Origin of the sequence: Pigmentiphaga humi (assembly GCF_900606115.1) — a bacterium.
Taxonomy (GTDB): Bacteria; Pseudomonadota; Gammaproteobacteria; order Burkholderiales; family Burkholderiaceae_B; genus Pigmentiphaga; species Pigmentiphaga humi.
The window spans coordinates 93,993-118,211 of record NZ_UWPJ01000036.1 but is presented as its reverse complement, the minus strand read 5'-3'; the positions used below and the strand labels follow the sequence as shown (position 1 = coordinate 118,211).

20 protein-coding genes, 1 tRNA gene and 1 pseudogene are annotated in these 24,219 nt (G+C 66.3%); 10 read left to right on the top strand and 12 right to left on the bottom strand.

Annotated features, from left to right (window positions below):
* Window positions 1–73: 73 nt before the first annotated feature.
* A complete protein-coding gene (gene hrpA / locus PIGHUM_RS21545) occupies window positions 74–3,928 on the top strand; it encodes an ATP-dependent RNA helicase HrpA (protein ID WP_124081774.1) in 3,855 nt (1,284 codons plus the stop codon).
* A 295-nt stretch (window positions 3,929–4,223) separates the two neighbouring features.
* Here the strand turns inward: hrpA and PIGHUM_RS21540 are convergent, their stop codons facing one another.
* The gene (locus PIGHUM_RS21540) at window positions 4,224–4,604 is read right to left on the bottom strand and encodes a thioredoxin family protein (protein WP_124081773.1); all 381 of its coding nucleotides are present in this window, start codon (window positions 4,602–4,604) and stop codon (window positions 4,224–4,226) included.
* Window positions 4,605–4,687: 83 nt separating this feature from the next.
* On the opposite strand from PIGHUM_RS21540, the gene PIGHUM_RS21535 reads away from it, so the two are divergent.
* Both PIGHUM_RS21535 and PIGHUM_RS21530 read left to right on the top strand, forming a co-directional pair.
* Window positions 4,688–5,467: an EI24 domain-containing protein gene (locus PIGHUM_RS21535; protein ID WP_124081772.1), complete on the top strand. Its 780-nt coding sequence runs from the start codon at window positions 4,688–4,690 to the stop codon at window positions 5,465–5,467.
* The gene (locus PIGHUM_RS21530; RefSeq protein ID WP_124081771.1) at window positions 5,464–6,276 is read left to right on the top strand and encodes a competence/damage-inducible protein A; all 813 of its coding nucleotides are present in this window, start codon (window positions 5,464–5,466) and stop codon (window positions 6,274–6,276) included. The genes PIGHUM_RS21535 and PIGHUM_RS21530 overlap by 4 nt, the downstream gene beginning before the upstream one ends.
* 188 nt (window positions 6,277–6,464) lie before the next feature.
* Here PIGHUM_RS21530 and PIGHUM_RS21525 read toward each other — a convergent pair whose 3' ends face one another.
* A complete protein-coding gene (locus tag PIGHUM_RS21525; RefSeq protein WP_124081770.1) occupies window positions 6,465–7,025 on the bottom strand; it encodes a phasin family protein in 561 nt (186 codons plus the stop codon).
* Between the two features lie 535 nt (window positions 7,026–7,560).
* Between PIGHUM_RS21525 and PIGHUM_RS21520 the strand changes: the two genes are divergently transcribed.
* Window positions 7,561–8,541 (top strand): tripartite tricarboxylate transporter substrate binding protein BugD, encoded by a 981-nt coding sequence (locus tag PIGHUM_RS21520; protein ID WP_124081769.1) that lies wholly within the window; start codon window positions 7,561–7,563, stop codon window positions 8,539–8,541.
* 229 nt (window positions 8,542–8,770) lie between these two features.
* On the top strand, window positions 8,771–9,814 hold the full coding sequence (gene pbpG, locus PIGHUM_RS21515) for a D-alanyl-D-alanine endopeptidase (RefSeq protein ID WP_124081768.1): 1,044 nt from the start codon (window positions 8,771–8,773) through the stop codon (window positions 9,812–9,814).
* A 13-nt stretch (window positions 9,815–9,827) separates the two neighbouring features.
* Here the strand turns inward: pbpG and PIGHUM_RS21510 are convergent, their stop codons facing one another.
* From PIGHUM_RS21510 to siaA, 10 genes are all read right to left on the bottom strand, one after another.
* A complete protein-coding gene (locus PIGHUM_RS21510; protein WP_124081767.1) occupies window positions 9,828–10,649 on the bottom strand; it encodes an IclR family transcriptional regulator in 822 nt (273 codons plus the stop codon).
* 139 nt (window positions 10,650–10,788) lie between these two features.
* Window positions 10,789–11,826 carry a quinone-dependent dihydroorotate dehydrogenase gene (locus PIGHUM_RS21505; RefSeq protein ID WP_124081766.1) on the bottom strand — a complete coding sequence of 346 codons (1,038 nt, stop codon included), beginning with the start codon at window positions 11,824–11,826 and terminating at the stop codon, window positions 10,789–10,791.
* Window positions 11,827–11,837: 11 nt separating this feature from the next.
* Window positions 11,838–12,638 carry an arginyltransferase gene (locus PIGHUM_RS21500; RefSeq protein ID WP_124081765.1) on the bottom strand — a complete coding sequence of 267 codons (801 nt, stop codon included), beginning with the start codon at window positions 12,636–12,638 and terminating at the stop codon, window positions 11,838–11,840.
* 7 nt (window positions 12,639–12,645) lie between these two features.
* Entirely contained in the window at window positions 12,646–13,401 is a 756-nt protein-coding gene (aat, locus tag PIGHUM_RS21495) for a leucyl/phenylalanyl-tRNA--protein transferase (protein ID WP_124081764.1), read from the bottom strand.
* A 20-nt stretch (window positions 13,402–13,421) separates the two neighbouring features.
* Window positions 13,422–14,033, bottom strand: coding sequence for an NUDIX hydrolase (locus tag PIGHUM_RS21490; RefSeq protein ID WP_124081763.1), 612 nt, complete (start codon window positions 14,031–14,033; stop codon window positions 13,422–13,424).
* A gap of 238 nt (window positions 14,034–14,271) precedes the next feature.
* Window positions 14,272–14,348 (bottom strand) — tRNA-Met (locus PIGHUM_RS21485).
* 170 nt (window positions 14,349–14,518) lie between these two features.
* Window positions 14,519–15,304: a biofilm regulation diguanylate cyclase SiaD gene (gene siaD, locus PIGHUM_RS21480; protein WP_124081762.1), complete on the bottom strand. Its 786-nt coding sequence runs from the start codon at window positions 15,302–15,304 to the stop codon at window positions 14,519–14,521.
* A gap of 12 nt (window positions 15,305–15,316) precedes the next feature.
* Complete coding sequence (gene siaC / locus PIGHUM_RS21475; protein ID WP_124081761.1) at window positions 15,317–15,694, bottom strand: biofilm regulation phosphoprotein SiaC; 378 nt, start codon at window positions 15,692–15,694, stop codon at window positions 15,317–15,319.
* A 15-nt stretch (window positions 15,695–15,709) separates the two neighbouring features.
* Window positions 15,710–16,252 (bottom strand): biofilm regulation protein kinase SiaB, encoded by a 543-nt coding sequence (gene siaB / locus PIGHUM_RS21470; protein WP_124081760.1) that lies wholly within the window; start codon window positions 16,250–16,252, stop codon window positions 15,710–15,712.
* Window positions 16,253–16,276: 24 nt separating this feature from the next.
* Window positions 16,277–18,259, bottom strand: a complete 1,983-nt coding sequence (siaA, locus tag PIGHUM_RS21465; RefSeq protein WP_124081759.1) for a biofilm regulation protein phosphatase SiaA — start codon at window positions 18,257–18,259, stop codon at window positions 16,277–16,279.
* 226 nt (window positions 18,260–18,485) lie between these two features.
* Between siaA and PIGHUM_RS21460 the strand changes: the two genes are divergently transcribed.
* From PIGHUM_RS21460 to nusA, 5 genes and pseudogenes are all read left to right on the top strand, one after another.
* Entirely contained in the window at window positions 18,486–18,755 is a 270-nt protein-coding gene (locus PIGHUM_RS21460) for a DUF1488 family protein (RefSeq protein ID WP_124081758.1), read from the top strand.
* Window positions 18,756–19,197: 442 nt separating this feature from the next.
* Window positions 19,198–19,702, top strand: a pseudogene (scpB, locus tag PIGHUM_RS21455) (SMC-Scp complex subunit ScpB); the annotation flags it as partial.
* Between the two features lie 280 nt (window positions 19,703–19,982).
* Window positions 19,983–21,764 carry a 23S rRNA pseudouridine(2605) synthase RluB gene (rluB, locus tag PIGHUM_RS21450; protein WP_246013412.1) on the top strand — a complete coding sequence of 594 codons (1,782 nt, stop codon included), beginning with the start codon at window positions 19,983–19,985 and terminating at the stop codon, window positions 21,762–21,764.
* A 461-nt stretch (window positions 21,765–22,225) separates the two neighbouring features.
* On the top strand, window positions 22,226–22,726 hold the full coding sequence (rimP, locus tag PIGHUM_RS21445; RefSeq protein WP_124081756.1) for a ribosome maturation factor RimP: 501 nt from the start codon (window positions 22,226–22,228) through the stop codon (window positions 22,724–22,726).
* Window positions 22,723–24,204, top strand: a complete 1,482-nt coding sequence (gene nusA / locus PIGHUM_RS21440) for a transcription termination factor NusA (RefSeq protein ID WP_124081755.1) — start codon at window positions 22,723–22,725, stop codon at window positions 24,202–24,204. Before rimP ends, nusA begins: the two co-directional genes overlap by 4 nt.
* Window positions 24,205–24,219 lie beyond the last annotated feature (15 nt).

The window sequence follows — 24,219 nt, the reverse complement described above, 5'->3', positions numbered from 1 at the left end:
GGTCGGGGGCGGGAGGTTGGGCTGCAGCATTCATACCGGAAATTATAATAACGGGTTAACCCAAGTTCTTCTCATGGCCGCACAATCCAGCAAGAGTGTGCCTTCGGCACGACGGCGCAACCCGGTTCCGCCCATTACCTACCCCGAAGACCTGCCCGTCAGCGGCCGGCGCGAAGAGATCGCCCGCGCCCTGGCGCGCGGCCAGGTCGTCATCGTCAGCGGCGAGACCGGCTCGGGCAAGACCACCCAGCTTCCCAAGATCTGTCTGGAGGCCGGCCGCGGCGTGGCCGGCATGATCGGCCACACCCAGCCGCGCCGGCTGGCCGCGACCTCGGTGGCGCGGCGCATCGCCGAAGAACTGGGCACGCCGCTGGGCGAAGTGGTCGGCTACCAGGTACGCTTCAACGACCGCACCGCACCCGGGGCCTCGGTCAAGCTGATGACAGACGGCATCCTGCTGGCCGAATCGCAGCGCGATCCGCTGCTGCGCGCCTACGACACGCTGATCATCGACGAGGCGCACGAGCGCAGCCTGAACATCGATTTCCTGTTGGGCTACCTGCGCCAATTGCTCGAGCGCAGGCCGGAACTGAAGCTGATCATCACCTCGGCCACCATCGACGCCGAACGTTTCGCCGCGCATTTCACCATGCCGGGCCGGCCCGAAGTACCGGTCATCAACGTATCCGGGCGGCTCTATCCCGTCGAAGTGCGCTACCGCCCGGTCGATACCCGCGGCATGCAGGCCAGCGACGGCGACGATACGGCGCAGGCGCGCAAGCCCGAGCGCCCGCGCGAGAAGGAGAACCTGTCGCGCGACGAAGAGCGCGACCTGATCGATGCCATCGTCGACGCGGTAGGTGAGTGCGCCCGCCACGGCCCGGGCGACGTGCTGGTATTTCTGCCAGGCGAGCGCGAAATCCGCGAGGCCGCCGAGGCGCTGCGCAAGCACCACCCGCCGGGCACCGAGGTGCTGCCGCTGTTCGCCCGGCTGTCGCAGGCCGAACAGGAGCGCGTGTTCCATCCCAAGGGCAGCGGCCGGCGCGTCGTGCTGGCCACCAACGTCGCGGAGACCTCGCTGACGGTGCCCGGCATCCGCTTCGTGGTCGATACCGGCCTGGTGCGGATGAAGCGCTACTCGTGGCGCAACAAGGTCGAGCAACTGCGCATCGAGCCCGTCAGCCAGGCATCGGCCAACCAGCGCGCCGGACGCTGCGGCCGCATCGGCCCGGGCATCTGCATCCGGCTCTATGAAGAAACCGACTACGCCGCCCGGCCGCCGTTCACGGATCCGGAGATCCTGCGTTCTTCGCTGGCCGGCGTCATCCTGCGGATGAAATCGCTCCGGCTGGCCGAGATCGAGCAATTCCCCTTCGTCGAGTCGCCGCCGGGGCGCGCCGTCGCCGACGGCTATCACCTCCTGCAGGAACTGGGCGCGATCGACGAAGACAACGCCTTGACGGCGGTGGGCCGGGAACTGGCGCGCCTGCCGGTGGACCCGCGCATCGGCCGCATGATCCTGGCCGCGCGCGACCAATCCTGCCTGAGCGAGATGCTGGTGATCGCCGCCGCGCTGTCGGTGCAGGATCCGCGCGACCGCCCGCTGGATGCCCAGGAGGCCGCCGACCAGGCGCACGCCAAATTCGCCGACGAGCGTTCCGAGTTCATGGCGTTCCTGAAACTCTGGAAGTGGTTCAACGAGGCGGTCGATCACAAGCAGTCGCAACGCAAGCTGGTGGAGAACCTGCGCCAGCATTTCCTATCGCCGGTGCGCATGCGCGAATGGCGCGACATCCATTCGCAACTGGCGGCGGTGGTGGGCGAGCACGGCTGGCGCCTGAACCAGACCGAGGCCACACTGGAGCAGATCCACCTGGCGCTGCTCTCGGGGCTGCTGGGCAACATCGGCACCAAGAGCGACGAAGACGCCCAGTACCTGGGGGCGCGCGGCATCCGTTTCGTCATCCATCCCGGTTCCAGGCTGGCCAGGAAAGCCGGCCGCTGGGTGGTGGCCGCCGAACTGGTCGAGACCTCGCGCCTGTTCGCGCGCTGCGTCGCCCGCATCGATCCGGTCTGGATCGAGCGCGTGGGCAGCCACCTGCTGCGCAAGAACTGGTCGGATCCGCGCTGGGAAAAGAAAGAGGGGCGCGTAGTCGCCAACGAGCGCGCCACGCTGTACGGACTCACGATCTACTCCGGACGGCGGGTGGATTACGGCCGCATCGACGCCCGCCAGGCGCGTGAACTGTTCATTCGCCAGGCTCTGGCCACCGGCGAGCTGGACAGCCGGCTCCCCTTCATCGCGCACAACCGCAAGCTGGTGGCCGACATCGAGAAGCTGGAGCACAAGTCGCGCCGGCCCGACATCCTGGTCGACGAAGAACTGATCTTCGCCTTCTACGATCGCCAGGTGCCGGCCGACGTGAACCGCGTCGTCACGCTGGAAAAGTGGTATCGCGAAGCGAGCGCACAAGAGGGCGGTGCGAAACTGCTGTTCCTCTCGCGCGACGAGCTGATGCGCCACGAGGCCGCCGGCGTGACCACCGACGTCTTTCCCAAGAAGCTGTCGCTGCACGGCATAGACATGGCGCTGGACTATCACTTCGAGCCCGGTTCGCCGCGCGACGGCGTGACGCTGGCCGTGCCCTTGTTTGCGCTGAACCAGATCGACCCGGCGCGCTGCGAATGGCTGGTGCCCGGCATGCTCAAAGAGAAAGTGCACCTGCTGCTCAAGTCCCTGCCGCAAAAGCTGCGCCGCCATTGCGTCCCGCTGCCCGACTACGCGGCCGGCTTCTACGACCGCTGGTTCGAGCGTGCGCAAAAACCCGACCGCGGCCTCATCGACGGCCTGATCGCCGACGTGCGCGAACAGACCACCGTGCAACTGGCGCCCGCCGACTTCAAGCTCGAGACCCTGCCGGCCCACCTGTTCATGAACTTCCGCGTCGTGGACGAGCATGGGCGCATGCTCGCCATGGGGCGCAACCTCGCTCAGCTCAAAGCCGAACTGGGCCGCGAAGCGCAAGCCACCTTCCAGCAAGTGGCCGCGCGCGACAAGGACGTCGCGCAGGCGCTGGCCCACGAAAACCTGGTGGACTGGACCTTCGGGCCCTTGCCCGAACTCATGGAAATCAAGCGCGGCGGCCTTTCCGTCATCGGCTATCCCGCCCTGGTGGACCGCGGGTCGCATTGCGACCTCGACGTCTACGACGATCCGGACGAAGCCTCCCGCCACCACCGCGCCGGCCTGCTGCGCCTGTTTCGCCTGCAACTCAAGGAACAGGTCAAATTCCTGGAAAAGAACCTGAACGGCCTGACCCAGATGAGCATGCTCTACATGCCCCTGGGCACCCAGGAAGAACTGCGCGACCAGATCATCGACGCCGCGCTGGCCCAGGCCTGCCTGGGCGACCCCTGGCCCGCCGATGCCGAGTCCTTCAACCGGCGCCGCACCGAAGGCAAGGGCAGGGTAGGCCTGCTCGCCCAGGAAATCGCCCGCCTGGCCAACACCGTCCTCACCGAATGGGCCGCCGCCCAGCGCAAACTGCCCCAGGCCAAGGCGCACGGCGCGGCGCATGCCGACATCGAACAACAGATGCGCGGCCTGATCTCCAAATGGTTCGTGCGCGACAACCCGTTCGCGCAACTGAGCCACTTCCCGCGCTACCTCAAAGCCATCCAGGCCCGCATCGACAAACTCCGCGCCGACCCCGCCCGCGACGCCCGCCTGCTGGCCGACCTCAACCAACTGCTCGTCCCCTACCAGCGGGCCCGTGCCGCCCGCAAAGGCGTCCCCGACCCGCGCCTGGACGAATTCCGCTGGATGCTGGAAGAACTGCGTGTCGCCTTGTTCGCGCAGGAGCTGCGCACGCCTATGCCGGTGTCGGTGAAGCGTTTGGTCAAGGCCTGGGAAGCGTTGAGCCGATGACCAACGGGGCTGTATCGCTGTTGGCACTGCGTTACTGGAGGTTGTTGGCAGGCAGGCCGAGGGCCGGGCGGGACATTTGGAGCCGCCGCCGGAGCGGGGTTGGACGGGGAAGCAAGGGCGCAGCTGTTCGAGCGCGGCAGTAGGGACAGTCCGGGGGACTGTCCCCGCGCGAGTTCTGCGCCCGCCCCGGCCGGCCCCGCTCCGGCGGGAAGTCCCGGCAACGCCGGGACCGGCTTCGCTGACCCGCCCGGCCCTCGGCCTGCCTGCCAACAGCCGTTTTAAGAACTCAACCCATTTAAATCAACGCCCGCCGCAACTCCGGCGCCCCCGGCAGATTCGGCGCCGGGCTGTCGTTCTGCAGCGTCGTCAACAAACGCTGCAAGTGCTCGATATGCGGCAGCATCGGACCATAGAACAGCGTCTGATGCCCATCCTGCACCAGCAGCGTAGGAAAATCCTCGATATCCTCATCGTCCAGCAGATCCGGATGCTCCTCCACGTCCACCCAAAGGAAGACATGATCGGGAAACTGTCCCGACAGCGCTTCCAGCCTGGGCCGGTACTCCCGGCACGTTCCGCACCAGGCCGCGCACAGGCAGGCCACCATCACAGTCTGGGGATCATCGAGGCGCCGCGACAATTCGCGTGCATCGGCATCGGGTAAATAGACGGCCATAATCGGAAACGAAGAGGATTTCGTAGCAATTATGCCTGGGCATTGCGTCATACTTGCAAACAGCCCGAACTCCCGGAGACGCAATGCGCTCTGCTCTGAACGAATACGGCACCGCCGGCAAGGGCCTGGAAGGCGTGGGGCTGGCCCTGGGCCGCGCGCTCGTATCGCAATTTCGCGGACCCATGCTGCTCGCGCTGCTGCTGCCCTTCATCGTGGCGCTGATCGGCGCCATCGTGCTGGTCTGGCTATTCTGGGACCCGCTCACCGTCTGGCTGCAGACCACTCTGTTCGCGCTGCCCTTCATGCAGCAGATCGACAGCCTGCTCCTGGCGGTGGGGATCGCTTCGTTGAAACTCTGGCTCATCCCCGTCGTCTGCGCGCTCATCCTGCTGCCGCTGTCCGGCATCCTCGGCCTGGTCGTCGCCGCGCTGCTCATCATGCCCCTCGTGCTTCGCAACCTCGAACGCAACGACTATCCCGGACTCGAGCGGCGCGGGCGGGGAGGGGCGCTGGCCAGCGCGTGGAACGCGGCGTGGGTCTCCGTCCTGTTCGTGCTGGGCTGGCTCTTCACCCTGCCGCTGTGGCTGCTGCCGCCGCTCGCCATCGTGCTGCCCGTCGCCTGGTGGACGTTCGCCTTCACGCGCATGCTGCGGCTCGACGCGATGCTCGAGCATGCGTCTCCAACCGAGCGCCGCGCGCTGCTGGCCCGGCACAACCGCGGGTACTGGACGCTGGGGCTGATCTGCTCGCTCATCAACCTGGTGCCGCTGGCCTGGTTCCTGCTGCCCGTCTTCTCCGCCTTGCTGTTCTCCCACTTCACCCTCGAGGGGCTGCGCCGCTTGCGCAGCGAAACCACTCCATGACATCCCCTGATACCGGCCGCAATATCGGCCTGTTCATCATCGGCGATGAAATCCTGTCGGGCCGCCGGCAGGACCGCCATTTTTCCAAAATCGTCGAACTGCTCGGCGCGCGCGGCCTGCGGCTCGCCTGGGCGCACTTCCTGGGCGACGAGCGCGAAGCCCTCACGCAAGCGTTGCGCCGCAGCTTCGCCAGCGGCGACGTCGTATTCTGCTGCGGCGGCATCGGCGCCACGCCCGACGACCATACCCGCCAGGCCGCCGCCGCGGCGCTGGACGTACCGCTGGCGCTGCACGACGACGCCCGGGTCCTGATCACCCAGCGCTGCCAGGACACCGCCGCCCAGGGCTCGGGCACGGCCGACATGAGCGCGCCCGACAACGTGCGCCGGCTGCAGATGGGGGAATTCCCCGTCGGCAGCGAGATCGTTCCCAATCCCTACAACAAGATTCCCGGATTTTTCATCCGCGACCACACCTTCGTGCCGGGCTTTCCCATCATGGCCTGGCCCATGATCGAATGGACGCTCGATCACCGCTATGCCGCTCTGCATCACGCGGTACCGCACATCGAGCATTCCTTCATGGTGTTCGAACTGGCCGAATCACGCATCGCTCCCGTCATGGAAACTCTCGAGCACCGGTGGCCCGGCGTCAAGGCGTTCAGCCTGCCCAGCATGGGAGACGGCAAGCGCCGCCATATCGAATTGGGGGTGAAGGGCGAACCGGCCAGCGCGGCTGAGGCGCTGGCCTTCCTGCAGGACGAGGTGCGGCGGCTGGGGGGAGAGTTTGGGCCCCCCCCTACGCGCTGAAGGGAAGTCCACCCCCTACCCGCTTACGCGGGCCCCCTCAAGGGGGCGATGCGCGCGGACCGGCGGAGCCGGATCCGCCGCATCCTGGGTCAGGAGGCTAGGCGTCTCTGGTTCGGGAGGATGCCGAATGCAAAACGCCCCGCCGGGCGGCTGCCGGGCAGGGCGTGGAGACTGCTACCGGAAAGGTATCAGGCGGCCTTGCGGGCGCGGGAAACCTTGGAGTCGGCGGCGGCCTTGAAGGTGGCGTTGGCGGCGGCGGTCAGGTTGGACTCGGCCAGCTCGGCGGCTTGCTTGGCGGCCTTGTTCACCGATTCGTAGGCCGAGGTGGCGGTGGCCAGCGAGGACTTCAGGAGCGCCAGGGCGCTTTCCGAGCCGGCGGGGGCGTTCTTGGCCAGTTGCTCGATGGCGTCGGACAGCTGGCGCTGCTGTTCGGCGATCTGCGCTTCGCCCAGCTTGGCGAATTCGTTCTGCACGCCGGCGACGATGTCGTATACATGCTTGCTGTAGGCCAGGGCCTTTTCGGCGTTGGGCTGGGCCAGCGCCGAGGCGAACGCCAGGGCTTCCTGGCCGTCTTTCAGCGCGAAGGCTTCTTGCGCCTTGATCGAGGCTTCTTCGAACGTGGCCTTGGCAACCTTCAGGTTGAGGTCGACCAGCCTTTCGAAACCGGCGAAGGCGGTGTTCTGGGCGGCGAGCAGGGCTTCGAAGCTGGCCTTTTGCGTGGCCAGGGCGCGTTCGGGAGTGGCAAACATGGAGTGGCTCCTTGTGGGACTTGTCTAGGACGAGGTGACCGGGAAAACCTGGGGAGACGCTCCCGTGCCCGATCCTGGGACAGCTGCATGCCGATCCGGCTTTGTTGCGCTGCACAAATGCTATTTTAGGGGCGTTCGGAGGAATGTCAATACGCAGCGTCCAAAAAAACCGGATATCCGTGTCATTGCCTTGCAATTATTCGATTCTCGTGGTGTTTCCGCCGTTCTTTCCCGGCTTCTTCCAGGCCGGGCCTAGCCCGACCGGCAATCATGGATGAAGCCGAATGGTGCTGCGTTGCGTCATCCTCTTTTGAGGAGGCGCCGCCCGTTCCCGACGGACGGCCGCTGCCGACGGCGCGCCGGCGCGGCGGGCCTGCCGGACAGGTCGGCCCGGCTCAGGGGAAACGATAGGCAAATCCGACGTGGCGACGGGCGTGCCATCCCTTACACTCAAGTTGCTTGCTCGCGCGGCAGGCTCGTTTGTTCGCGCGGCATATCCCCACAGCTTAGATGTATACAGGCAGGAGACAAACGAATGGGCGTTCACTCGAAGGTAACGATTGCGGCACTTGCCGCGACGACGCTGGCCGCTGCCGCGCCGGTCATGGCGCAGGGCTTTCCCACCAAGCCGGTCACGATGATCGTGCCGTTCGCCGCCGGCGGACCGACCGATGTGGTGGCGCGCGCGCTGGCCGAATCGATGCGCAAATCCCTGGGCCAGACGGTGGTGGTCGAGAACGTCGGCGGGGCCGGCGGCACGATCGGCACCGCGCGCGTCGCCCATGCCAAGAACGACGGCTACACGGTATTGCTGATGCATATCGGCTTTTCCACCGCGCCGGCGCTGTACCGCAAGCTGAGCTACAACCAGGCCACCGACTTCCAGCCCATCGGCCTGACGGTGGAAGTGCCGATGACGATGATCGGGCGCGACAACTTCCCGGCCAACAACGTCAAGGAATTCCTGGCCTACGCCAAGGCCAACGCCGACAAGCTCTCGATGGCCAATGCCGGCATCGGCTCGGCCTCGCACCTGTGCGGGCTGATGTTCCTGAGCACGCTGGGCGCGAACATCCAGACCGTGCCCTACAATGGCACCGCGCCGGCCATGAACGATCTGCTGGGCAAGCACGTCGACTTCATGTGCGACCAGACCACCAATACCACCGGCCAGATCAAGGCAGGCAAGGTGAAGGCCTACGCCGTGACCAGCATGTCGCGCCTGCCCAGCTTCCCCGACCTGCCCACCTTGAACGAATCGGGCATGAAGGACTTCACCGTCGGCATCTGGCACGGCCTGTGGGCGCCCAAGGGCACCTCGCCCGAGATCGTGGCCAAGCTGGAAAGCTCGCTCAAGGCCGGCCTGACCGATCCCGCCTTCAAGAAACACATGGCTGATCTGGGCGCCATCGTGCTGGATGACAAGGCCACCCCGGCCGCCCTCGACTCCCTGGTGAAGTCAGAAACCGCCAAGTGGGGCGCGGTGATCAAGAAAGCCGGCGTGTACGCCGACTGATCCGGCTTTTTCGGCAGCAACTGGCGGCAATCCGCAGCATTGGGGTTGCCGCTTTCGTTTGCGCTTTCGCCTGAGGAAAAGGGCGCCGATGCAAGCCGTTTTGTAATTCCTTCCATAGCTGTTCAATAATGACTTAAAAAAACTGCGCTAAGTCGTTCATTTAATAGAGATTTCCGCGGAGAAATCTGGTAAGCTGCAGCGCCTGGGCCAAGTCGTTACTGGAGGAAACATGGCGCGCATCAGAAAACGGTTTGTCTCGCTATCGTTGCTATGCGCGCTGGCTACCAGCGGCGCCTTCCCCCTCGCCGCCCCGGTTGCCGAGGCGGCCACGGCTTCCAAGCCGGCCAAGAAAGCCTCTACGGCCAAGAACAAGGCCAGCAAGAGCAAGGTCGTCAAGGCGACGCCCAAGAAAAAGTCCGTACGCACTGCCAAGGCCGCTCCAGGCAAAGCGGTTTCCAGCAAGGCCGTGCCGGCGGCGAGCGTCCGCAAGGCATCGTTCGGCCCGTCGTCTTCGGTGATCGAGGACGCCGACGGCAACCTGTCGCTGCGTTCCAGCGTGGCCTTCGTACAAGACCTGACTTCCTCCGACGTCCTGTTCTCCAAGAACGAAGGCGCCGTGGCGCCCATTGCCTCGATCACCAAGCTCATGACGGCCCTGGTGGTGGTCGACGGCGGCCAGCCGTTGGACGAGATGCTGGCGATCACCAGCGAAGATATCGATACCCACAAGTTCACGCATTCGCGGCTGATGGTGGGCACGCAGCTGTCGCGCTCCGATTTGCTGCACCTGGCGTTGATGTCGTCGGAAAACCGCGCGGCGAACGCGCTCGGGCGCAATTATCCCGGTGGCCTGCCGGCCTTCGTGCAGGCCATGAACGCCAAAGCCGCCCTGCTGGGCATGCAGGACACCCGCTACGTCGAGCCGACCGGCCTGTCCAGCGACAACGTTTCGAGCGCGCGCGATCTGGTGCGCCTGATGCGCGAGGCTTCGCAGCGTCCGCTGATCCGTGAGTACACCACCGACACCAACTACTCGGTGGCCGTGAAAGGGCGCCAGCAGACCTTCCGCAATACCAACGGCCTGGTGGCCCGTCCGGACTGGAACATCATCGTTTCCAAGACCGGCTTCATCAACGAAGCGGGCCGCTGCCTGATCATGCTGGCCAACATCGGCGGGCGCGACCTGGCCATCGTGCTGCTCGATTCGGTCGGTTCGCTGACCCGCACCGCCGATGCCCAGCGCATCCGGCAGTGGGTGCAGAAAGAGCTGTAGAGGATGGGCGGCCTTAGGCCGCCGTCGCGGCGTGGGAGAGTTCGTAGCCCAGCGCGTCCGAGATCTGGGCCGCCGTATCGACCAGGGCGGTGATCCAGGCGTCCTGCATCCGGTCGGCGGGGGCCGAAATGGACAGCCCCGCAATCAGCTTGCCCGTATCGTCGTGGATGCCCGCGGCGATGCAGCGCACCCCCATTTCCAATTCTTCGTTGTCGCGCGCAAAGCCATGGCGGCGGACTTGCTCGAGTTCGCATTCGAGCTGGGCCAGGTCGGTCAGGCTGTTTTCGGTATGGCGCTGCAGGCCGGTGCGCTGCGCATAGGCGCGCACCTGGCGGAGGTCGTCCACCGACAGGAACAGCTTGCCGGTCGAAGTCAGGTGCAGCGGGGCGTGGCCGCCTATGGACCGCACTACCTGCATGCCAGAGCGTTCGCTGTACGAGCGATCGACATAGATGATTTCGTCGCCCTGGCGGATGGACAGGTTGACGGTCTGGCCGGTGAGCCGGTGCAGCTGGCGCATCGGCGTGATGGCCGCGTCGCGCACGTTCAGGCGGCCCTTGACCAGATGGCCCAGTTCGAGCAGCCGCATGCCCAGGCGGTACATGCCGCTGTCGACCCGGTCCACATAGCGGCCGCTGACCAGGTCGTTGAGAATGCGGTGGGCGGTAGAGGGATGCAGGCCGGTGGCCTGGGCGAGGTCCTTGAGGCTGACCGGCTCGGGCTGCCGGGCCAATGCGTCCAGCAGGTTCATGGTGCGTTCCAGCACCTGGATGGCGATTTGCGGCGCCGCAGGCAACGCGGCGGCCTCTACCGGCGGGGGGGGGACTCTGGGCATGTCGTGAGTGAGCCTCTACGCGATCCCGTTAGTTTATCCCATATTGTGAAATCGGACGGCACTCGCGTGCCGGGCCCATGGGGCCTGGCGAGATCGAAGCGATGCCTTTGCTGAACAACCGGCCATGCGTGGCGACCGGTCAGCCGGCGGCGGTGGCGCGGATGCACTCGGCAACGAGTTCCGGACCGCGGTAGATCAGGCCGGTATAGACCTGGACGGCGTCCGCGCCGGCCGCGAGTTTGTCCATGGCATGCCGGCCCTCGATTATGCCGCCCACGCCGATGATGGCCAGCGCCGGCCCGGCCTGGCGGCGCAGGCGTTCGATCACGCGCAGCGAGGCCTGATGCACCGGCGCGCCGGACAGCCCGCCTGCTTCGCCTGCATGGGGCAGCCCTTGCACGGCTTCGCGCGACAGGGTGGTATTGGTCGCGATGACGCCGTCTATGCCGTAGCGCGGCAGTAGGTCGGCGATCGCGTCCACCTGGCCGTCGTCCAGGTCGGGCGCGATCTTGACGGCCAGCGGCACGCGCTGGCCATGGCTGGCTGCCAGTTCGTCGCGCGCCTCGCCCAGTTGGCGCAGCAGCACCGACAACTCGTCGGCGCCCTGCAGGCTGCGCAAGTTCTGGGTGTTGGGCGAGGAAATGTTGATCGTAATGTAGTCGGCATGGGGGTAGACCGCGCGCAGGCCGGCCAGGTAGTCGTCGGCGGCGCGTTCGATGGGCGTATCGGCATTCTTGCCGATGTTCAGGCCCAGGAGGCCGCCCCGGCTCCGGTAGCGGCTGCGGGCCACGTTGGCGAGGAAAGCGTCCAGGCCACCGTTATTGAAGCCCATCCGGTTGATCAGCGCCTGCGCGCGCGGCAGGCGGAACAGGCGCGGCAGCGGATTGCCGGCCTGGGGTCGAGGCGTGACCGTGCCGATTTCCAGGAAGCCGAAACCCAGGCCGCCCAGCGCGTCGATGTGGTCGCCATTCTTGTCCAGTCCGGCGGCCAGGCCGACCGGGTTGGCCAGTTGCAGGCCCATCAGGCGCACTGGCCGGCCGGGAATGGGAGCGCGGCGCGTACAGCCCAGCGCATGCAGGCGGTCCAGGGCGGACAGCGTCAGCGCGTGCGCGGTTTCGGGTTCGAGGGCAAACAGGGCGGAGCGCAGCAGTGGGTAGGCGTGGAAAAGCGCGGACATCGGCAATGGGGTCAGTTGGAGGGGGACGGCGATGCCGGGTGGCTGCCGGAAGTGGGAAAGGAAGGATCCGAGTCTTGCGCGCCGGCAGGGCTGACATATTCGCGCCATTCGCCGTCGAGCAGCATTTCCAGGGGGCGGAAGTTCACCTTGTAGGCCATCTTGGAGCTCTGGGCGATCCAATATCCGAGGTACAGATAGGGCAGTTCCAGAACCCGGCACTGCTCCAGCTGCCAGAGGATGTTCCAGGTGCCCAGGCTGCCGGCGGCATCGGGATCGTAGAAGGTGTAGACCGACGACAGGCCGTCGGACAGCACGTCCATGATGGACACCATGAGCAAGCTGCCTTGGGCGTCGCGGAACTCCACCAGGCGCGTATTGACCCGGCTCTGCAGCAGGAACTGGGCGTATTGCTCGCGGCTGTCCTGGTCCATTCCGCCGCCTTTGTGGCGGGTCGACTGGTAGCGCTGGTAGAGCGCGTAGTGCTCGGCGGAATACGCCAGTTCGGCGATGAACACCTGCAGCCCGGCGTGGCGTTTCCAGGTGCGCGCCTGCGTGCGGCTGGGCCGGAAGCGCGCGACCGGCACGCGCACCGGCACGCAGGCGCGGCAGCCGTCGCAATGCGGGCGGTAGGTGAATACGCCGCTGCGCCGGAACCCTAGCCGCACCAGTTCGGAATAGACGTCGGCGTTGATCAGGTGGCTGGGCGTGGCGACCTGCGAGCGGGCCATGCGGTCGCCGAGGTAGCTGCACGGGTAGGGCGCGGTGGCGTAGAACTGCAACGTGGCGAAGGGAAGTTCTCGAAGGTGCGTCATGCGCGGATCAGCCGGCCGGGGCCGCAACGTCGGATGGGTCCCGCGCGGCGATCTCGCCGCTGGGAAGCAGCCTGCCGGCGCGCCAGGGCAGGCCGGGCAGGCGAGTCGATTTTACAATCAGCCGCTCGAACTCGGCACGCGCAATCACGTGGCCGCCCAGCGACGACAGGTGCCGCGTGTCCTGTTGGCAGTCGATCATGGCCACCCCGTGGCGCCGCAGAAAGCCGACCAGGTAGGCCAGCGCGATCTTGGAGGCGTCGGTGGCCCGGGTGAACATGGATTCGCCGTAGAACATCCTGCCCAGGCTGACGCCGTACAGGCCGCCGGCCAGTTCGCCATCCATCCAGGTCTCGATGGAATGGACCTGGCCCAGGACGTGCCATTGCCGGTAGGCGCGCTGCATGGGTGCCGTGATCCAGGTGCCGGAACGCTCGTCGCCGCGCGGCGCCGCGCACGCGCGCATGACCTGCTCGAAAGCCGTATCCACGCGTACCTCGACAGCCGGGTCGCGCGCCACCTGGCGCAACTTCTTGCGCAGCGAATGCGACGGCGAAAAGCGGTCTGTGAACAGCACCATGCGCGGATCGGGGCTCCACCAGAGTATGGGTTCGCCCGGCAGGTACCATGGAAAAATGCCGCGCATGTACGCATCGCGCAGCCGTTCCAGGGACAGGTCGGCGCCCACTGCGAGCAGGCCCGGCGGATGCTCGAGCGCCTGGTCCAGGGGCGGGAACGGCGTGTCGGGCCCGAGCAGGGCCGGCATGCGCGGATTTGGCGCGGGGTTCAAGGCGTGGGGGGAACGGGCAGCGGTTCGATGCCGCGCTGCAGCGTATCTGTGTGGATCTGGAAGCTGCCGCGGGCCCGGTCGGCGAAGAACAGTTGCAGCGCGGTGGCGACCGAGCGGAACGCCAGGTCGTCCCAGGGGATCTCGTCCTCCTCGAAAAGGCGCGCTTCCAGGCTTTCCGGGCCGGGCTCGAATTCGAGGTCGGCGAGCCGGGCCAGGTAGAAGAAGTGGACCTGATCGACGTGGGGAATGTCGAGCACCGCGAACAGCGGCCCCATCTCGATGCGCGCGCCGGCTTCCTCCTGGGTTTCGCGCGCCGCCCCCTGTGCCGTGGTTTCGCCCAGCTCCATGAAGCCGGCCGGCAGCGTCCAGTAGCCGTGGCGCGGTTCGATGGCGCGCCGGCACAGCAGGATCTGCTTTTCCCAGACCGGTATGGTGCCCAGCACCATGCGCGGGTTCTGGTAGTGGATGGCGCCGCAATGATCGCAGAGGTCGCGCACGCGGTTGTCGTCGTCGGGAATGCGGCGCGCCAGCAGGTTGCCGCACTGCGAACAATAGCGCTGCGTGCGAGGAGCCGGGAAATACGTGAGGGCGCGTTGAGGAGCGGTCATGGCGTGTCCAGGAAGCGGAGGCGCCGCCTTGCCGGCCATCATGAAGATATCCGGGGGCGCGGGCTCAAGTATACGAGAGGTAGCGGGCGGGCCGGACGGGGTTTGCCTGCGTCGTCACCGGACCGGTGCGCCCCCGAGCATTGCCGCCGCATCCGGCGCTTGCGGTTCGAAGAAAGCGGTCAACCGTCGCTGCAAAGCAAACGGCCCCGATGCATGCGCATCGAGGCCGTTTCTAATCTGGTTGCGGGGACAGGATTTGAACCTGTGACCTTCGGGTTATGAGCCCGACGAGCTGCCAGACTGCTCCACCCCGCGTCTGGAATAAATGAATTATATACCGTTCATTATTGCAATGCAAACCGTGTAGGGAATCAGGCTGCAGATAGTGGGTACGGCAGAGCGGGAAAGCGGGCTGCGAAGCGTTTGGCGCGTGCGTGCGGCGAGCATGTCGCTGCGGTGCGGCGGACGGGCGGGCTCGGCCGGCTTTAGTCCGCCAGCACGATGCAGTCGCGGCCGCGGCGTTTGGCTTCCAGCAGGGCCGTGTCCGCGCGTTCGACGGTGTCGGAATAGTGCTCGCCCTGGCGATAGGCGCTGATGCCCACGCTGGCGCTGATGGACGGCATGTCCGCCGGCATGCAGGCATGGTCGCGTATGCGCTGGCAGATGCGCTGCGCCAGCACCTGGGCGGAGGCCTCCGTGGTGCCGGGGAGCACCAGCATGAATTCCTCTCCGCCCCAGCGGCCGCACAGGTCGTATTCGCGCAGCGAGCCCTGCAGGATCTGGCCGATCTCGATCAGCACCCGGTCGCCTGCCGCGTGTCCGAGCGTGTCATTGACGCGCTTGAAGTGGTCGATGTCCAGCATCGCGACGGTGTAGGGCTGGCCGGAACGGGCAGAGCGTCCGCTTTCTTCCTTGAGGCGGTGCATCAGGTGGCGTCGGTTGGGCAAACCGGTGAGCACGTCGCGGTTGGAGGCGTCGCTTAGCGCGACGTTGAGGTCCTGCATCATGCGCTGGTAGTGGTCGGAGATCCGGGCCAGCTTCTCGAGCTTGCGCAATTGCTTCTGGAAGCGTTCGTCGAGGTCGTTTTCCCGCTGCTTGACCAGCGACTGGTAGCCGTCGGAGATGTGGGTGACCCGGTCCAGCCTGGAGGACTGCTCGAGGAAGGCGTGCCAGAGTTCTTCCAGTGCTGGGCGCAAGGGGTTGCCCTGGTGTTCCGGCGCGGCCAGCAGGCGCTCGATGCGCCGGCTAAGATCCTCGGTAGTGCGTTTCATGGTTGCTGCGGTTCAGTCGTGGGCGACGATGGCAAAGGGAAACGAGCAATCTTCCTTGAACTCGGAGGCGAGTTCTGCCACACGTTCGTTACGCCGGTCATAGTGCCAGTTTACGCTTACCGGATGACCGCCGGTATGTGCGTCTTCCAGCATGTCGAATACGTCCATGATTGCCCGCACGCTGCTGGTGTTCAGGTACAGCAGGTGCAGCTCCAGCGACAGGGGGCGTTTGCCGTCGCGGAGGAAGCGTTCGACCCAGTCGATCACGCCGTTGAACAAGTCGTATGAATTTTCCGGGTACGAATCGCCCGTCATGGTCAGCACGCCGGTTTCCCAGTCGCCGGAAATGGCGGGCGTGGACTGGCTGCCTGAAATAGTGAGGTTGCTCATACAGGTGCTCTTTACTTAGATGACCGCACGCAGACTGAAGAACGAGCGGCCGGGGGATATTTCCCGCAGCGAGGCGGACAGCGGTTCGCTGGCCTTGCGCGCGATGTCGATGAGGCCCAGGCCGGCGCCGCTGCTGATGTCGGCTTCGCGCGGTTTGCGCAATTGTTCCTTGTAGCTGGCTTTCAGCTGCGCCTTGTCGAGCCGGGCGAGCGCCTCGATGCGATCTACCAGCGCATGGCCGTCGGCGGTCTCCACGACGTTGCCGGCCGACACCACGTGGCGGCCGCTGTCCTTGTTGGCGACGACGACGGTGGCCGTTGCCTCGTGCTCGGCATAGCCGTGCGCGCTGGCATAGTGGCGGATGTTCTGCGTCATTTCGATGTAGGTTCCGAAGACGTCCATGGCCGAAGAGGGTTGGACGTGCTCGGCCTCGAGATAGTTGCGCAGGGCGTTGCCGATTTCCTCGATCAGGCTGCGTGAGATCGGGCCATTGAAGCACAGCATGATGCGGTCGCGGTTGAAGCTCTCCCGCATGGCGAACAGGTCGATCGAATCCATCTTGACTCCGCGCAGAGATACGCCTTAATCGAATTTGAAGGACAGGACGGTGATGTCGTCGCGCTGCGGCTGCGCTCCCTGGTACTCGTCCAGGGCTTGCGCGATCGCCCGGGCCTGCGCGTCCAGCCCGAGCCCGGCCACCGACTGAAGCAATTCCACGAGACGGCGGTTGCCGAATCCGAAGCCGTGTTCTCCGCCCGACTGGTCCAGCAGCCCGTCGGTGATCAGGTAGAACGTGCGGCCCGCCAGGGGCAGGGCGATGTTGGCGTAGTTGCCCACGCGCTTCTCGCCCAATGCCCGCCGGCCGCCCTTGAACTCTTCGATTTCCTGGCCGTCGCTCGCGTAAAGCGTCATTTTCGCGCCCGCGAAATATAGCTGTCCAGCACGCCGATCCACATAGACCAGCCCGGCATCCATATTGGTGGCGAGCGCGCGCGGCAGTTCGGCATCCTGCAGCATGGCGCGCATGGCGGCATCGGTGCGGGCCAGGATGGCGGAGGGATCGGCGGGCCCGGTTTCGCTGATGGCGTGGTCGATGGCCGCGCGCGCCAGCATGGTCATCAGCGCGCCGGCCACGCCGTGCCCGGCGCAGTCGACCACACCCAGCAGGCAGTTGTCGCCATCGGGGCGGAACACGTAGAAGTCGCCGCCCACGACGTCGCGCGGCTTCCACAGTACGAAGTGATGCGGCCCGAGCGAATGGACCAGTTGCCGATTGGGCAGGATGGCGCGCTGGATCAGGCTGGCGTAGTCGATGGAATCGTCGATCGTCTTGTGCGTAGCGGCCATCTGGCGATTGGCTTCCTCCAGCGCCTTGGTGCGTTCGCGCACGCGGTTCTCGAGTTCGGCGGTATGCGAGCGCACTTTTTCGGCCATGACGTTGAAGGCCCGGCTCAGTTCGCCGATCTCGTCCTTGCCCTCGACGGGAAGCTGGACGTCGTAGCGTCCGGCGGACATGGCCTGCGCCGTGTGCTGCAGGCGGCGCAGCGGTCCCAGCACCAGTCGTTCGACCGCGTAGCCGAAGCCCAGCAGCAGCAGGGCCAGCAGCGCCAGCAGCGAGACCAGCGCGGGCGTGAGCCATTGGAAGTTGACGACGCGGGCCACGTTCAAGTCCACCATCGTCATGACGTACCAGCGCAGGCTGGGCAGGTAGACCAGCGTAATGGCCGAGCGCGAGCCGGCGCTGGTGGCGAACAGCGATACCGTGCGGCCCGGCTGGGCGTTGGCTTCCTGGATGGCCTGCTGCAGGGCCTCGCGTTCCCGGGCATTCTGGACCAGGCTCAGCGCGGTGCGCCGGTTGGCCTCGTCGGACGACATCGATTTGAGGGCGATGCGGCTGCGGTCGGGATGGACCTGGATGTTGCCTTCGCGATCGAAAATGACCGGCGTCACGCCGGTTTCCACGCCTTCGAGGAAGCCCTTGAGGAAGGTGCTCAGGTCCAGGCCGGTGCCTATCATGCCGAGCTTGCGGTCGCCGTCGCGCACTTGGACGTTGAACCAGACCTTGGTGACGCCCATGTCGTGGTTGACGTCCACCTGCAGGTCGTACGGCGAGGGGTCCTGCATGGTTGAAAAAAACCAGGCGTCCTTGCCCTGGTCGGTGCGTAGGGTATAGCGCGGCGTATCCACCGCCGGCTGTTTGCTGTCGTTGTAGTAATACGACGGGGTGCCGTCGACTACGAAATAGGAGTGATCGCTGAAGTCGTGCTGGTAGCCCCGGGCTTCTTCGAAGAAGCGGGCGCGCGCCGCAGTATCCGACGGATTGCGCATCCATGCCAGCGTCAGGGACGAGCCCGCCATGCGCTGCGCCAGCGCGAGTTCGCGCACCACCGGCGCGAGCAGTTTCTGTTCGTTCAGTTCGGTATGGTTGCGGGCATAGGCCATGCCGAAATATTCGCGCACCGCGTTGATGCCTTGCCAGGCGAGCAGCGCCGCCGGTATCAAGGCGAGGGCGCAGGCAAAGAGCAGAGCCAGCAACGATTTACCTCTCAATCCCAGCATGGCCATGCATTCTCCCTGAGCCGATTCGATGCGCTGATCCGGCAAAGCCGCGATTGTGCCGGTCGCGCGTCAAGCGTGCAACGTAACGTTGCTGGCATGCCTACGTAGCCGGTGGTTGCAGGGTATACCTCGCATTACCACGGCTGGGGTGGACGCGACACGGACTTGGGCCTAGAGTCAAAGATCGCCGCGTGCGAATCGCCCCCAGGTACAGACTATCGGAGACAGGCTGATGACGACAGAGCTTGCCAGAGAGGTCCGGCCCGCCGTGTTCGACGGCGCCGTTCGCTTCACCGCCCGGTTCGAGGGCCGCAAGAGCCAGGAGTTCGAGATTTCCAGCGACGTGCTGCGGCAGCATTTCGGCGCAGCCGACGCCACGCCGGATGCGCTGCTGGCGGCGTTCCACCGGGGCCGCCACGAGATACTGACTGCAGCCTCCGAAGCGGTGGGAACGCCGACCAGCGGCATTGTCCAGTTGGGGACGGGCGACTTCCAGGCTTGAGGAGGGCCTGAGCGGTCCCGCTGCGGGGTGGGCTCCGGCCTCGGTTTTCTGCCCGCCGGGGCGCTCCAAGGCAAAAAGCGCCTCGTCGTGGGGCGGTAATCTCACGAAGTGGGCGGAGCATGGGGCCATTTTCCGCCGGATGCTTGTGACAAGCGCGAGCAGGCGCTACACTAGGCCCGCTGCGGGAGTCATCCCTTGCGCCCGCGGGGGGCTGCGGGAATGCCGGTAGCCGGCGCCCAGGTCCGTCAGTATCCGGGCTGGGCCGGTCGGCCACGAAGCCGCTGGCTGCGTCATGACTCCCGAGTCAGCCCCAGGCGGGTTCGGTACCACGAGAACTTCGCCAGCCCCGTCCCGGATCCGGACGAGGCGCCCAGGCCATACGCTCTAAGAACATCGCCCGTATTGGGAACCATACGGATTACACCCGTTTGATCGCACGCTCATGAACACCAGCGAGGCAAGACTCGTGCTGGAAACAGCGCTGCTGTGCGCGCAGGAACCGTTGCCGTTGCCGGAACTGCGCAAGTTGTTCGCCGATGAGGTCGGCAACGATACGATACGCGCCCTGTTGCAGGACATACACCAGACCTGGGCCGACCGCGGCATCGAGCTGGTCGCGCTAGCCAGTGGCTGGCGTTTCCAGAGCCGCGCAGCGATGCGGCCCTACCTGGAACGGCTCAATCCCGAGCGGCCGCCGAAGTATTCGCGGGCTGTGATGGAGACGCTGGCCATCGTCGCCTACCGCCAGCCCGTTACGCGCGGCGACATCGAGGAGATCCGCGGCGTCACGGTGTCCTCGCAAGTGGTCAAGGCGCTCGAGGACCGCGGCTGGATCGAGGTCATCGGGCACCGCGACGCCCCAGGGCGGCCAGCCTTGTTCGGCACCACCCGCCATTTCCTGGACGATCTGGGCCTGAAGGCGCTGGATGAACTGCCGCCGCTGGAGTCGGCCGAGTCGGTTGCCGCGCTGAGCGGCCTGGGCGGCTCGGGCGATCTGTCGCTGTCCATGGACGCGCCCGGCGCGGCGGACGAAGGTGCCGTGACCGAGGGGGGCGCGGCAGCAGCAGAGCAAGACTCCGCGGAAGCCGCGGCCGACGTGCCGCAGGAAGCCGCCGATGCGTCGTCGCCGGCCGGCGATGGCGACGACGATACGAATAGGACGACACAGCAGGCGGACACCGACGAGGGCGAGCCCGCTGCCACCAAGACAAGCAATAAAGATCACTCATGAACGACACTACGCAAGACATGCCTTCCGCCGAGCGGTCGGAAGCGCCGTCCGCGCCGCAGGATGCGGCTGCGGGAGGGCAGGAGAAGTCCCGGGGCCGGCGCAACCTGCGCACGCCTTTCCGCCGCCGCCGCTCGCCCGAGGAGTCAGCCGAGCCGGCCGCAAGCGCCGGCGCTGCGGGCGAGACCGGGCTCGCCGCAGGCGGACAGCCTGCGCCGGCTGCCGAATCCAGGCCGCGCCGCAACGCGCGCGATCCCAAGGCCGCCAAGAAACCCGCGCAGAAAGCGGCGCCGCGCCGCGGCGGCAAGAAACGGGCTGCGGCGCCCGACGCCGCGCCGTACGGCGCCGACGAGGCCGCGTTGCCCGAACTGAGTCCGGAAGAGCAGAAGGCGGCCGAAAGGGACGCCGAGCAGGCGCTGGCTTTTCTGGACAAGGCGCCGGACCTCAAGCGTCGGCTGGGCAAGTACCTGTCCAGCGATGCGGTCATGCCCAAGCTGCACAAGGTGCTGGCCGACGCAGGCATCGGCTCGCGGCGCGAAATGGAAGAGTTGATCGTTGCCGGCCGCGTGTCGGTCAACGGCGAGCCGGCCCACATCGGCCAGCGCGTCACCTCCACTGACCAGGTGCGCGTGAACGGCAAGCTGGTGCAGCGCCGTCATGCGTCGCGTCCGCCCCGGGTCGTGCTCTATCACAAGCCCGCCGGCGAGATCGTCACCCAGGACGATCCCGAGGGGCGCGCCACGGTGTTCTCGCGCCTGCCCAAGATCAAGAACGGCAAATGGATCTCGATCGGCCGGCTCGACCTGAATACGGAAGGCCTGCTGATCTTCACGACCTCGGGCGATCTGGCCAACCGGCTGATGCATCCCCGCTATGGCCAGGAGCGGGAATATGCGGTGCGCGTGCTGGGCGAAATGACCGACGAGCAGCGCGCCGTGCTGGTGCAGGGCGTGCAGCTCGACGACGGCATGGCCGCCTTCGGTTCGCTGGATTACCTGGGCGGCGATGGCAGCAACCGCTGGTACCGGGTCACGCTGCAGGAAGGACGCAACCGCGAAGTGCGGCGCATGTTCGAATCGCAGGGGGTCGTGGTGAGCCGCCTGTTGCGTACGCGCTTCGGCGACGTTTCCCTGCCGCGCAGCCTGCGCCGCGGCCGTTGGGAAGAGCTGGACCAGTCGCTGGTGACGGCGCTGCAGGTACAGCTCGGACTGATCCGCGCCGATGACGAGGAGGACGGCACGGGACGGCGCAACCGGCGCAGCAGTCAGCCGCTGACGCACGAGGCGGCGCTGCCGCCGGGCTTCGGCACGCTGGAACAGAACGGCATGCATGGCGCGCGTATCGGCCGCAAAGGGCGTGTCCAGGGTGGCCGTACTGCCAATGCGGCTGCCGGCAGCCAGAGTTTTCCTTCCGATCCCTACGGGACGGGCCAGAGTTTTGCCGGCGGGCTGCCCAACGGCCATCCTCACACGGGTGAACGCGGCAGCGGCAAGCCGGGCGGCAAGGCCGGCGCGCCCAAGCGTGGGGCGAAGAAGGGGCGTGCCGAGGGCCGCCGGCCCGACGGCGAGGCGGCTGCGGGCCGCAGCCAGCAGCGCGGCCGGCAGCAGCAGGGCCAGGGCCAAGGGCAGGGGCAGGCTGCCAAGCCGGCCGGCCGCGGCAAGCCTGCCCGTAGCGGCGGCCGCGGCGGCGACGAGCGCCAGCCGCGCAGTGCATCGGCCCACGAATCCCATCTGGGATTCCTGGGCGCTGCGTCGGGGCGGGCTCGCCGGGCACGAGGCTGACCGGAGCGCGGCGGTGCGGTAGCACCGTTTTGCCGCTATGGCTTGAAGAGCGCGCCGTTTTGCCTTATCATCTACTGGCTAGACACCGCGTTTTGCGGGCGGATTGCCGGTGTGCAATCCCTCTGCTGTGCGATGGCCGGCAGTGTGCGGTATGAGCATCACGCGCCTTGCGGCTTTTGTGTGGAAGGCGGGAGGCTTCGGTGGGTGCGGTCGCTGGCGTGTTGTGTCCGGCGTCCGTCTGCCAGGTTGGTCCTCCAATGACAGAACAGATGAGCGCCTGCGGCAAGCAACCGAAGTTGTTGCAGCTGGGCGACAAAATGGGCTGGGCCGTGCAGCCCATTTTTTTTTGGTTTTCCGGTTCGTGCGGACCGGCCGCCGGTAGCGCGCCGGATCGGCCGAACCGGGCCGGTACGCGGCGGCATGCAGGGCATGCCGTATTCAACGAGGGCGCATAACGAGGCATGGCAGATCTTTTCCAGCTTAGCGAACAATCCCTGGCAGGCCTGGGGATTGAACTGGTCGACGTTGAACGCGCCGGGCAGGGGCTGCTGCGTGTCACGATAGATCGCGAAGGCGGCGTGCGCATCGAGGATTGCGAAGCCGTGTCCCGGCAGTTGTCGCGGGTCTACGAGGTCGAAAACATCGATTACGCCAGGTTGGAGGTCGGTTCGCCCGGCACCGACCGCCCGCTGCGTACCGCGAGGGATTTCAAGCGGTTCGCCGGCGAACGCGCGCAAGTCAAGCTGCGCCTGCCGTTCGAGGGCCGCAAGGTCTTCATCGGCACGCTGACCGTCCTCGAGGACGCGCCGGCCGATGAAGCAAACAAGGGAGCCGAACCCGAGGCGTTCGGTATCGAATTCGAAGCAAAAGAAGGCGAAATCCAGGTGCTGCGGTTCACGCTCGACGAAATCGAGCGTGCCAAGCTGGATCCGGTTCTGAATTTCAGGGGCAAAAAGCCATGAGCCGCGAGATTCTGTTGTTGGTGGATGCACTCGCGCGTGAGAAGAACGTCACGCGCGACGTGGTGTTCGGTGCGCTGGAAAGCGCGCTGGCCTCCGCCATGAAGAAGCTCTACAAAGAAGAAGACGTCGAGATCCGTGTGGCGATCGACCGCGACACGGGCGACCACGAGGCGTTCCGCCGCTGGCTGGTCGTGCCCGACGAGGCCGGGCTGCAGATGCCCGACCAGCAGACGCTGCTGTCGGAGGCGCGCGACGTCGTGCCCAATATCGAAGTGGGCGAATACATCGAAGAGGCGCTCGAGCCCATCGAGTTCGGCCGCATCGGCGCGCAGGCCGCCAAGCAGGTCATTCTGCAGCGCATCCGCGACGCCGAGCGCGAGCAGCTGCTGAACGATTTCCTCGAGCGTGGCGAATCCATCGTGTCCGGCACCATCAAGCGCATGGACAAGGGCGACGCGATCATCGAGATCGGCAAGGTCGAGGCGCGCCTGCCCCGTTCGGAAATGATCCCGAAGGAAAACCTGCGCGTGGGCGACCGCGTCCGGGCCTACCTGAAGGGCATCGACCGCCAGGCGCGCGGCCAGCAGATCATCCTGTCGCGCGCCACGCCGCTGTTCATCGCCCAGCTGTTCGAGAACGAAGTGCCCGAGATCGAACAGGGCCTGCTCGAGTTGAAGGGTGCGGCCCGCGATCCCGGCGTGCGCGCCAAGATCGCCGTGATCGCCCATGATCGCCGCATCGATCCCATCGGCACCTGCGTGGGCATGCGCGGTTCGCGTGTGCAGGCCGTGCGCAACGAACTGGGCGGCGAGCAGGTCGATATCGTGCTATGGTCGGAGGATCCCGCGCAGTTCGTGATCGGCGCGCTGGCCCCGGCCAATGTGCAATCCATCGTGGTCGATGAAGACCGCCACGCGATGGACGTCGTGGTCGATGAGGACAACCTCGCCATCGCGATCGGCCGGGCCGGGCAGAACGTGCGCCTGGCCGCCGAGCTGACCGGCTGGCAGATCAACATCATGACGCCGGAGGAAAGCCAGGCCAAGCAGGAGCAGGAACACAACGCCCTGCGCGAAACCTTCATGCAGAAGCTGGACGTCGACCAGGAAGTGGCCGACATCCTGATCGAGGAAGGCTTCACCGGCCTGGAAGAGATCGCCTACGTGCCCATCCAGGAATTGCTCGAGATCGAGGCCTTCGACGAAGACACGATCAACGAACTGCGCAACCGCGCCCGCAATGCCTTGCTGACGGAAGCGATCGCACAGGAAGAACGGGTCGAGACGGCGCAGGATCTGCTGAGCCTGGAAGGCGTGACGCCCGAGCTGGCCGCCAAGCTGGCGGAAGGCCAGGTGTCCACGCGTGACGACTTGGCGGACCTGTCCGTCGACGAACTGATCGAATTGACCGGCATCGATGAAGAAGAGGCCAAGCAGCTCATCGTGCGCGCCCGCGCGCACTGGTTCGAGCAGGCTTGAGTCAGCCCATACCGT

Excerpts from the sequence above, each read along its gene's own strand:
- hrpA (WP_124081774.1), top strand. The coding sequence starts at position 74 with ATGGCCGCACAATCCAGCAAGAGTGTGCCTTCGGCACGACGGCGCAAC.
- PIGHUM_RS21540 (WP_124081773.1), bottom strand. The coding sequence starts at position 4,604 with ATGGCCGTCTATTTACCCGATGCCGATGCACGCGAATTGTCGCGGCGC.
- PIGHUM_RS21535 (WP_124081772.1), top strand. The coding sequence starts at position 4,688 with ATGCGCTCTGCTCTGAACGAATACGGCACCGCCGGCAAGGGCCTGGAA.
- PIGHUM_RS21530 (WP_124081771.1), top strand. The coding sequence starts at position 5,464 with ATGACATCCCCTGATACCGGCCGCAATATCGGCCTGTTCATCATCGGC.
- PIGHUM_RS21525 (WP_124081770.1), bottom strand. The coding sequence starts at position 7,025 with ATGTTTGCCACTCCCGAACGCGCCCTGGCCACGCAAAAGGCCAGCTTC.
- PIGHUM_RS21520 (WP_124081769.1), top strand. The coding sequence starts at position 7,561 with ATGGGCGTTCACTCGAAGGTAACGATTGCGGCACTTGCCGCGACGACG.
- pbpG (WP_124081768.1), top strand. The coding sequence starts at position 8,771 with ATGGCGCGCATCAGAAAACGGTTTGTCTCGCTATCGTTGCTATGCGCG.
- PIGHUM_RS21510 (WP_124081767.1), bottom strand. The coding sequence starts at position 10,649 with ATGCCCAGAGTCCCCCCCCCGCCGGTAGAGGCCGCCGCGTTGCCTGCG.
- PIGHUM_RS21505 (WP_124081766.1), bottom strand. The coding sequence starts at position 11,826 with ATGTCCGCGCTTTTCCACGCCTACCCACTGCTGCGCTCCGCCCTGTTT.
- PIGHUM_RS21500 (WP_124081765.1), bottom strand. The coding sequence starts at position 12,638 with ATGACGCACCTTCGAGAACTTCCCTTCGCCACGTTGCAGTTCTACGCC.
- aat (WP_124081764.1), bottom strand. The coding sequence starts at position 13,401 with ATGCCGGCCCTGCTCGGGCCCGACACGCCGTTCCCGCCCCTGGACCAG.
- PIGHUM_RS21490 (WP_124081763.1), bottom strand. The coding sequence starts at position 14,033 with ATGACCGCTCCTCAACGCGCCCTCACGTATTTCCCGGCTCCTCGCACG.
- siaD (WP_124081762.1), bottom strand. The coding sequence starts at position 15,304 with ATGAAACGCACTACCGAGGATCTTAGCCGGCGCATCGAGCGCCTGCTG.
- siaC (WP_124081761.1), bottom strand. The coding sequence starts at position 15,694 with ATGAGCAACCTCACTATTTCAGGCAGCCAGTCCACGCCCGCCATTTCC.
- siaB (WP_124081760.1), bottom strand. The coding sequence starts at position 16,252 with ATGGATTCGATCGACCTGTTCGCCATGCGGGAGAGCTTCAACCGCGAC.
- siaA (WP_124081759.1), bottom strand. The coding sequence starts at position 18,259 with ATGGCCATGCTGGGATTGAGAGGTAAATCGTTGCTGGCTCTGCTCTTT.
- PIGHUM_RS21460 (WP_124081758.1), top strand. The coding sequence starts at position 18,486 with ATGACGACAGAGCTTGCCAGAGAGGTCCGGCCCGCCGTGTTCGACGGC.
- rluB (WP_246013412.1), top strand. The coding sequence starts at position 19,983 with ATGAACGACACTACGCAAGACATGCCTTCCGCCGAGCGGTCGGAAGCG.
- rimP (WP_124081756.1), top strand. The coding sequence starts at position 22,226 with ATGGCAGATCTTTTCCAGCTTAGCGAACAATCCCTGGCAGGCCTGGGG.
- nusA (WP_124081755.1), top strand. The coding sequence starts at position 22,723 with ATGAGCCGCGAGATTCTGTTGTTGGTGGATGCACTCGCGCGTGAGAAG.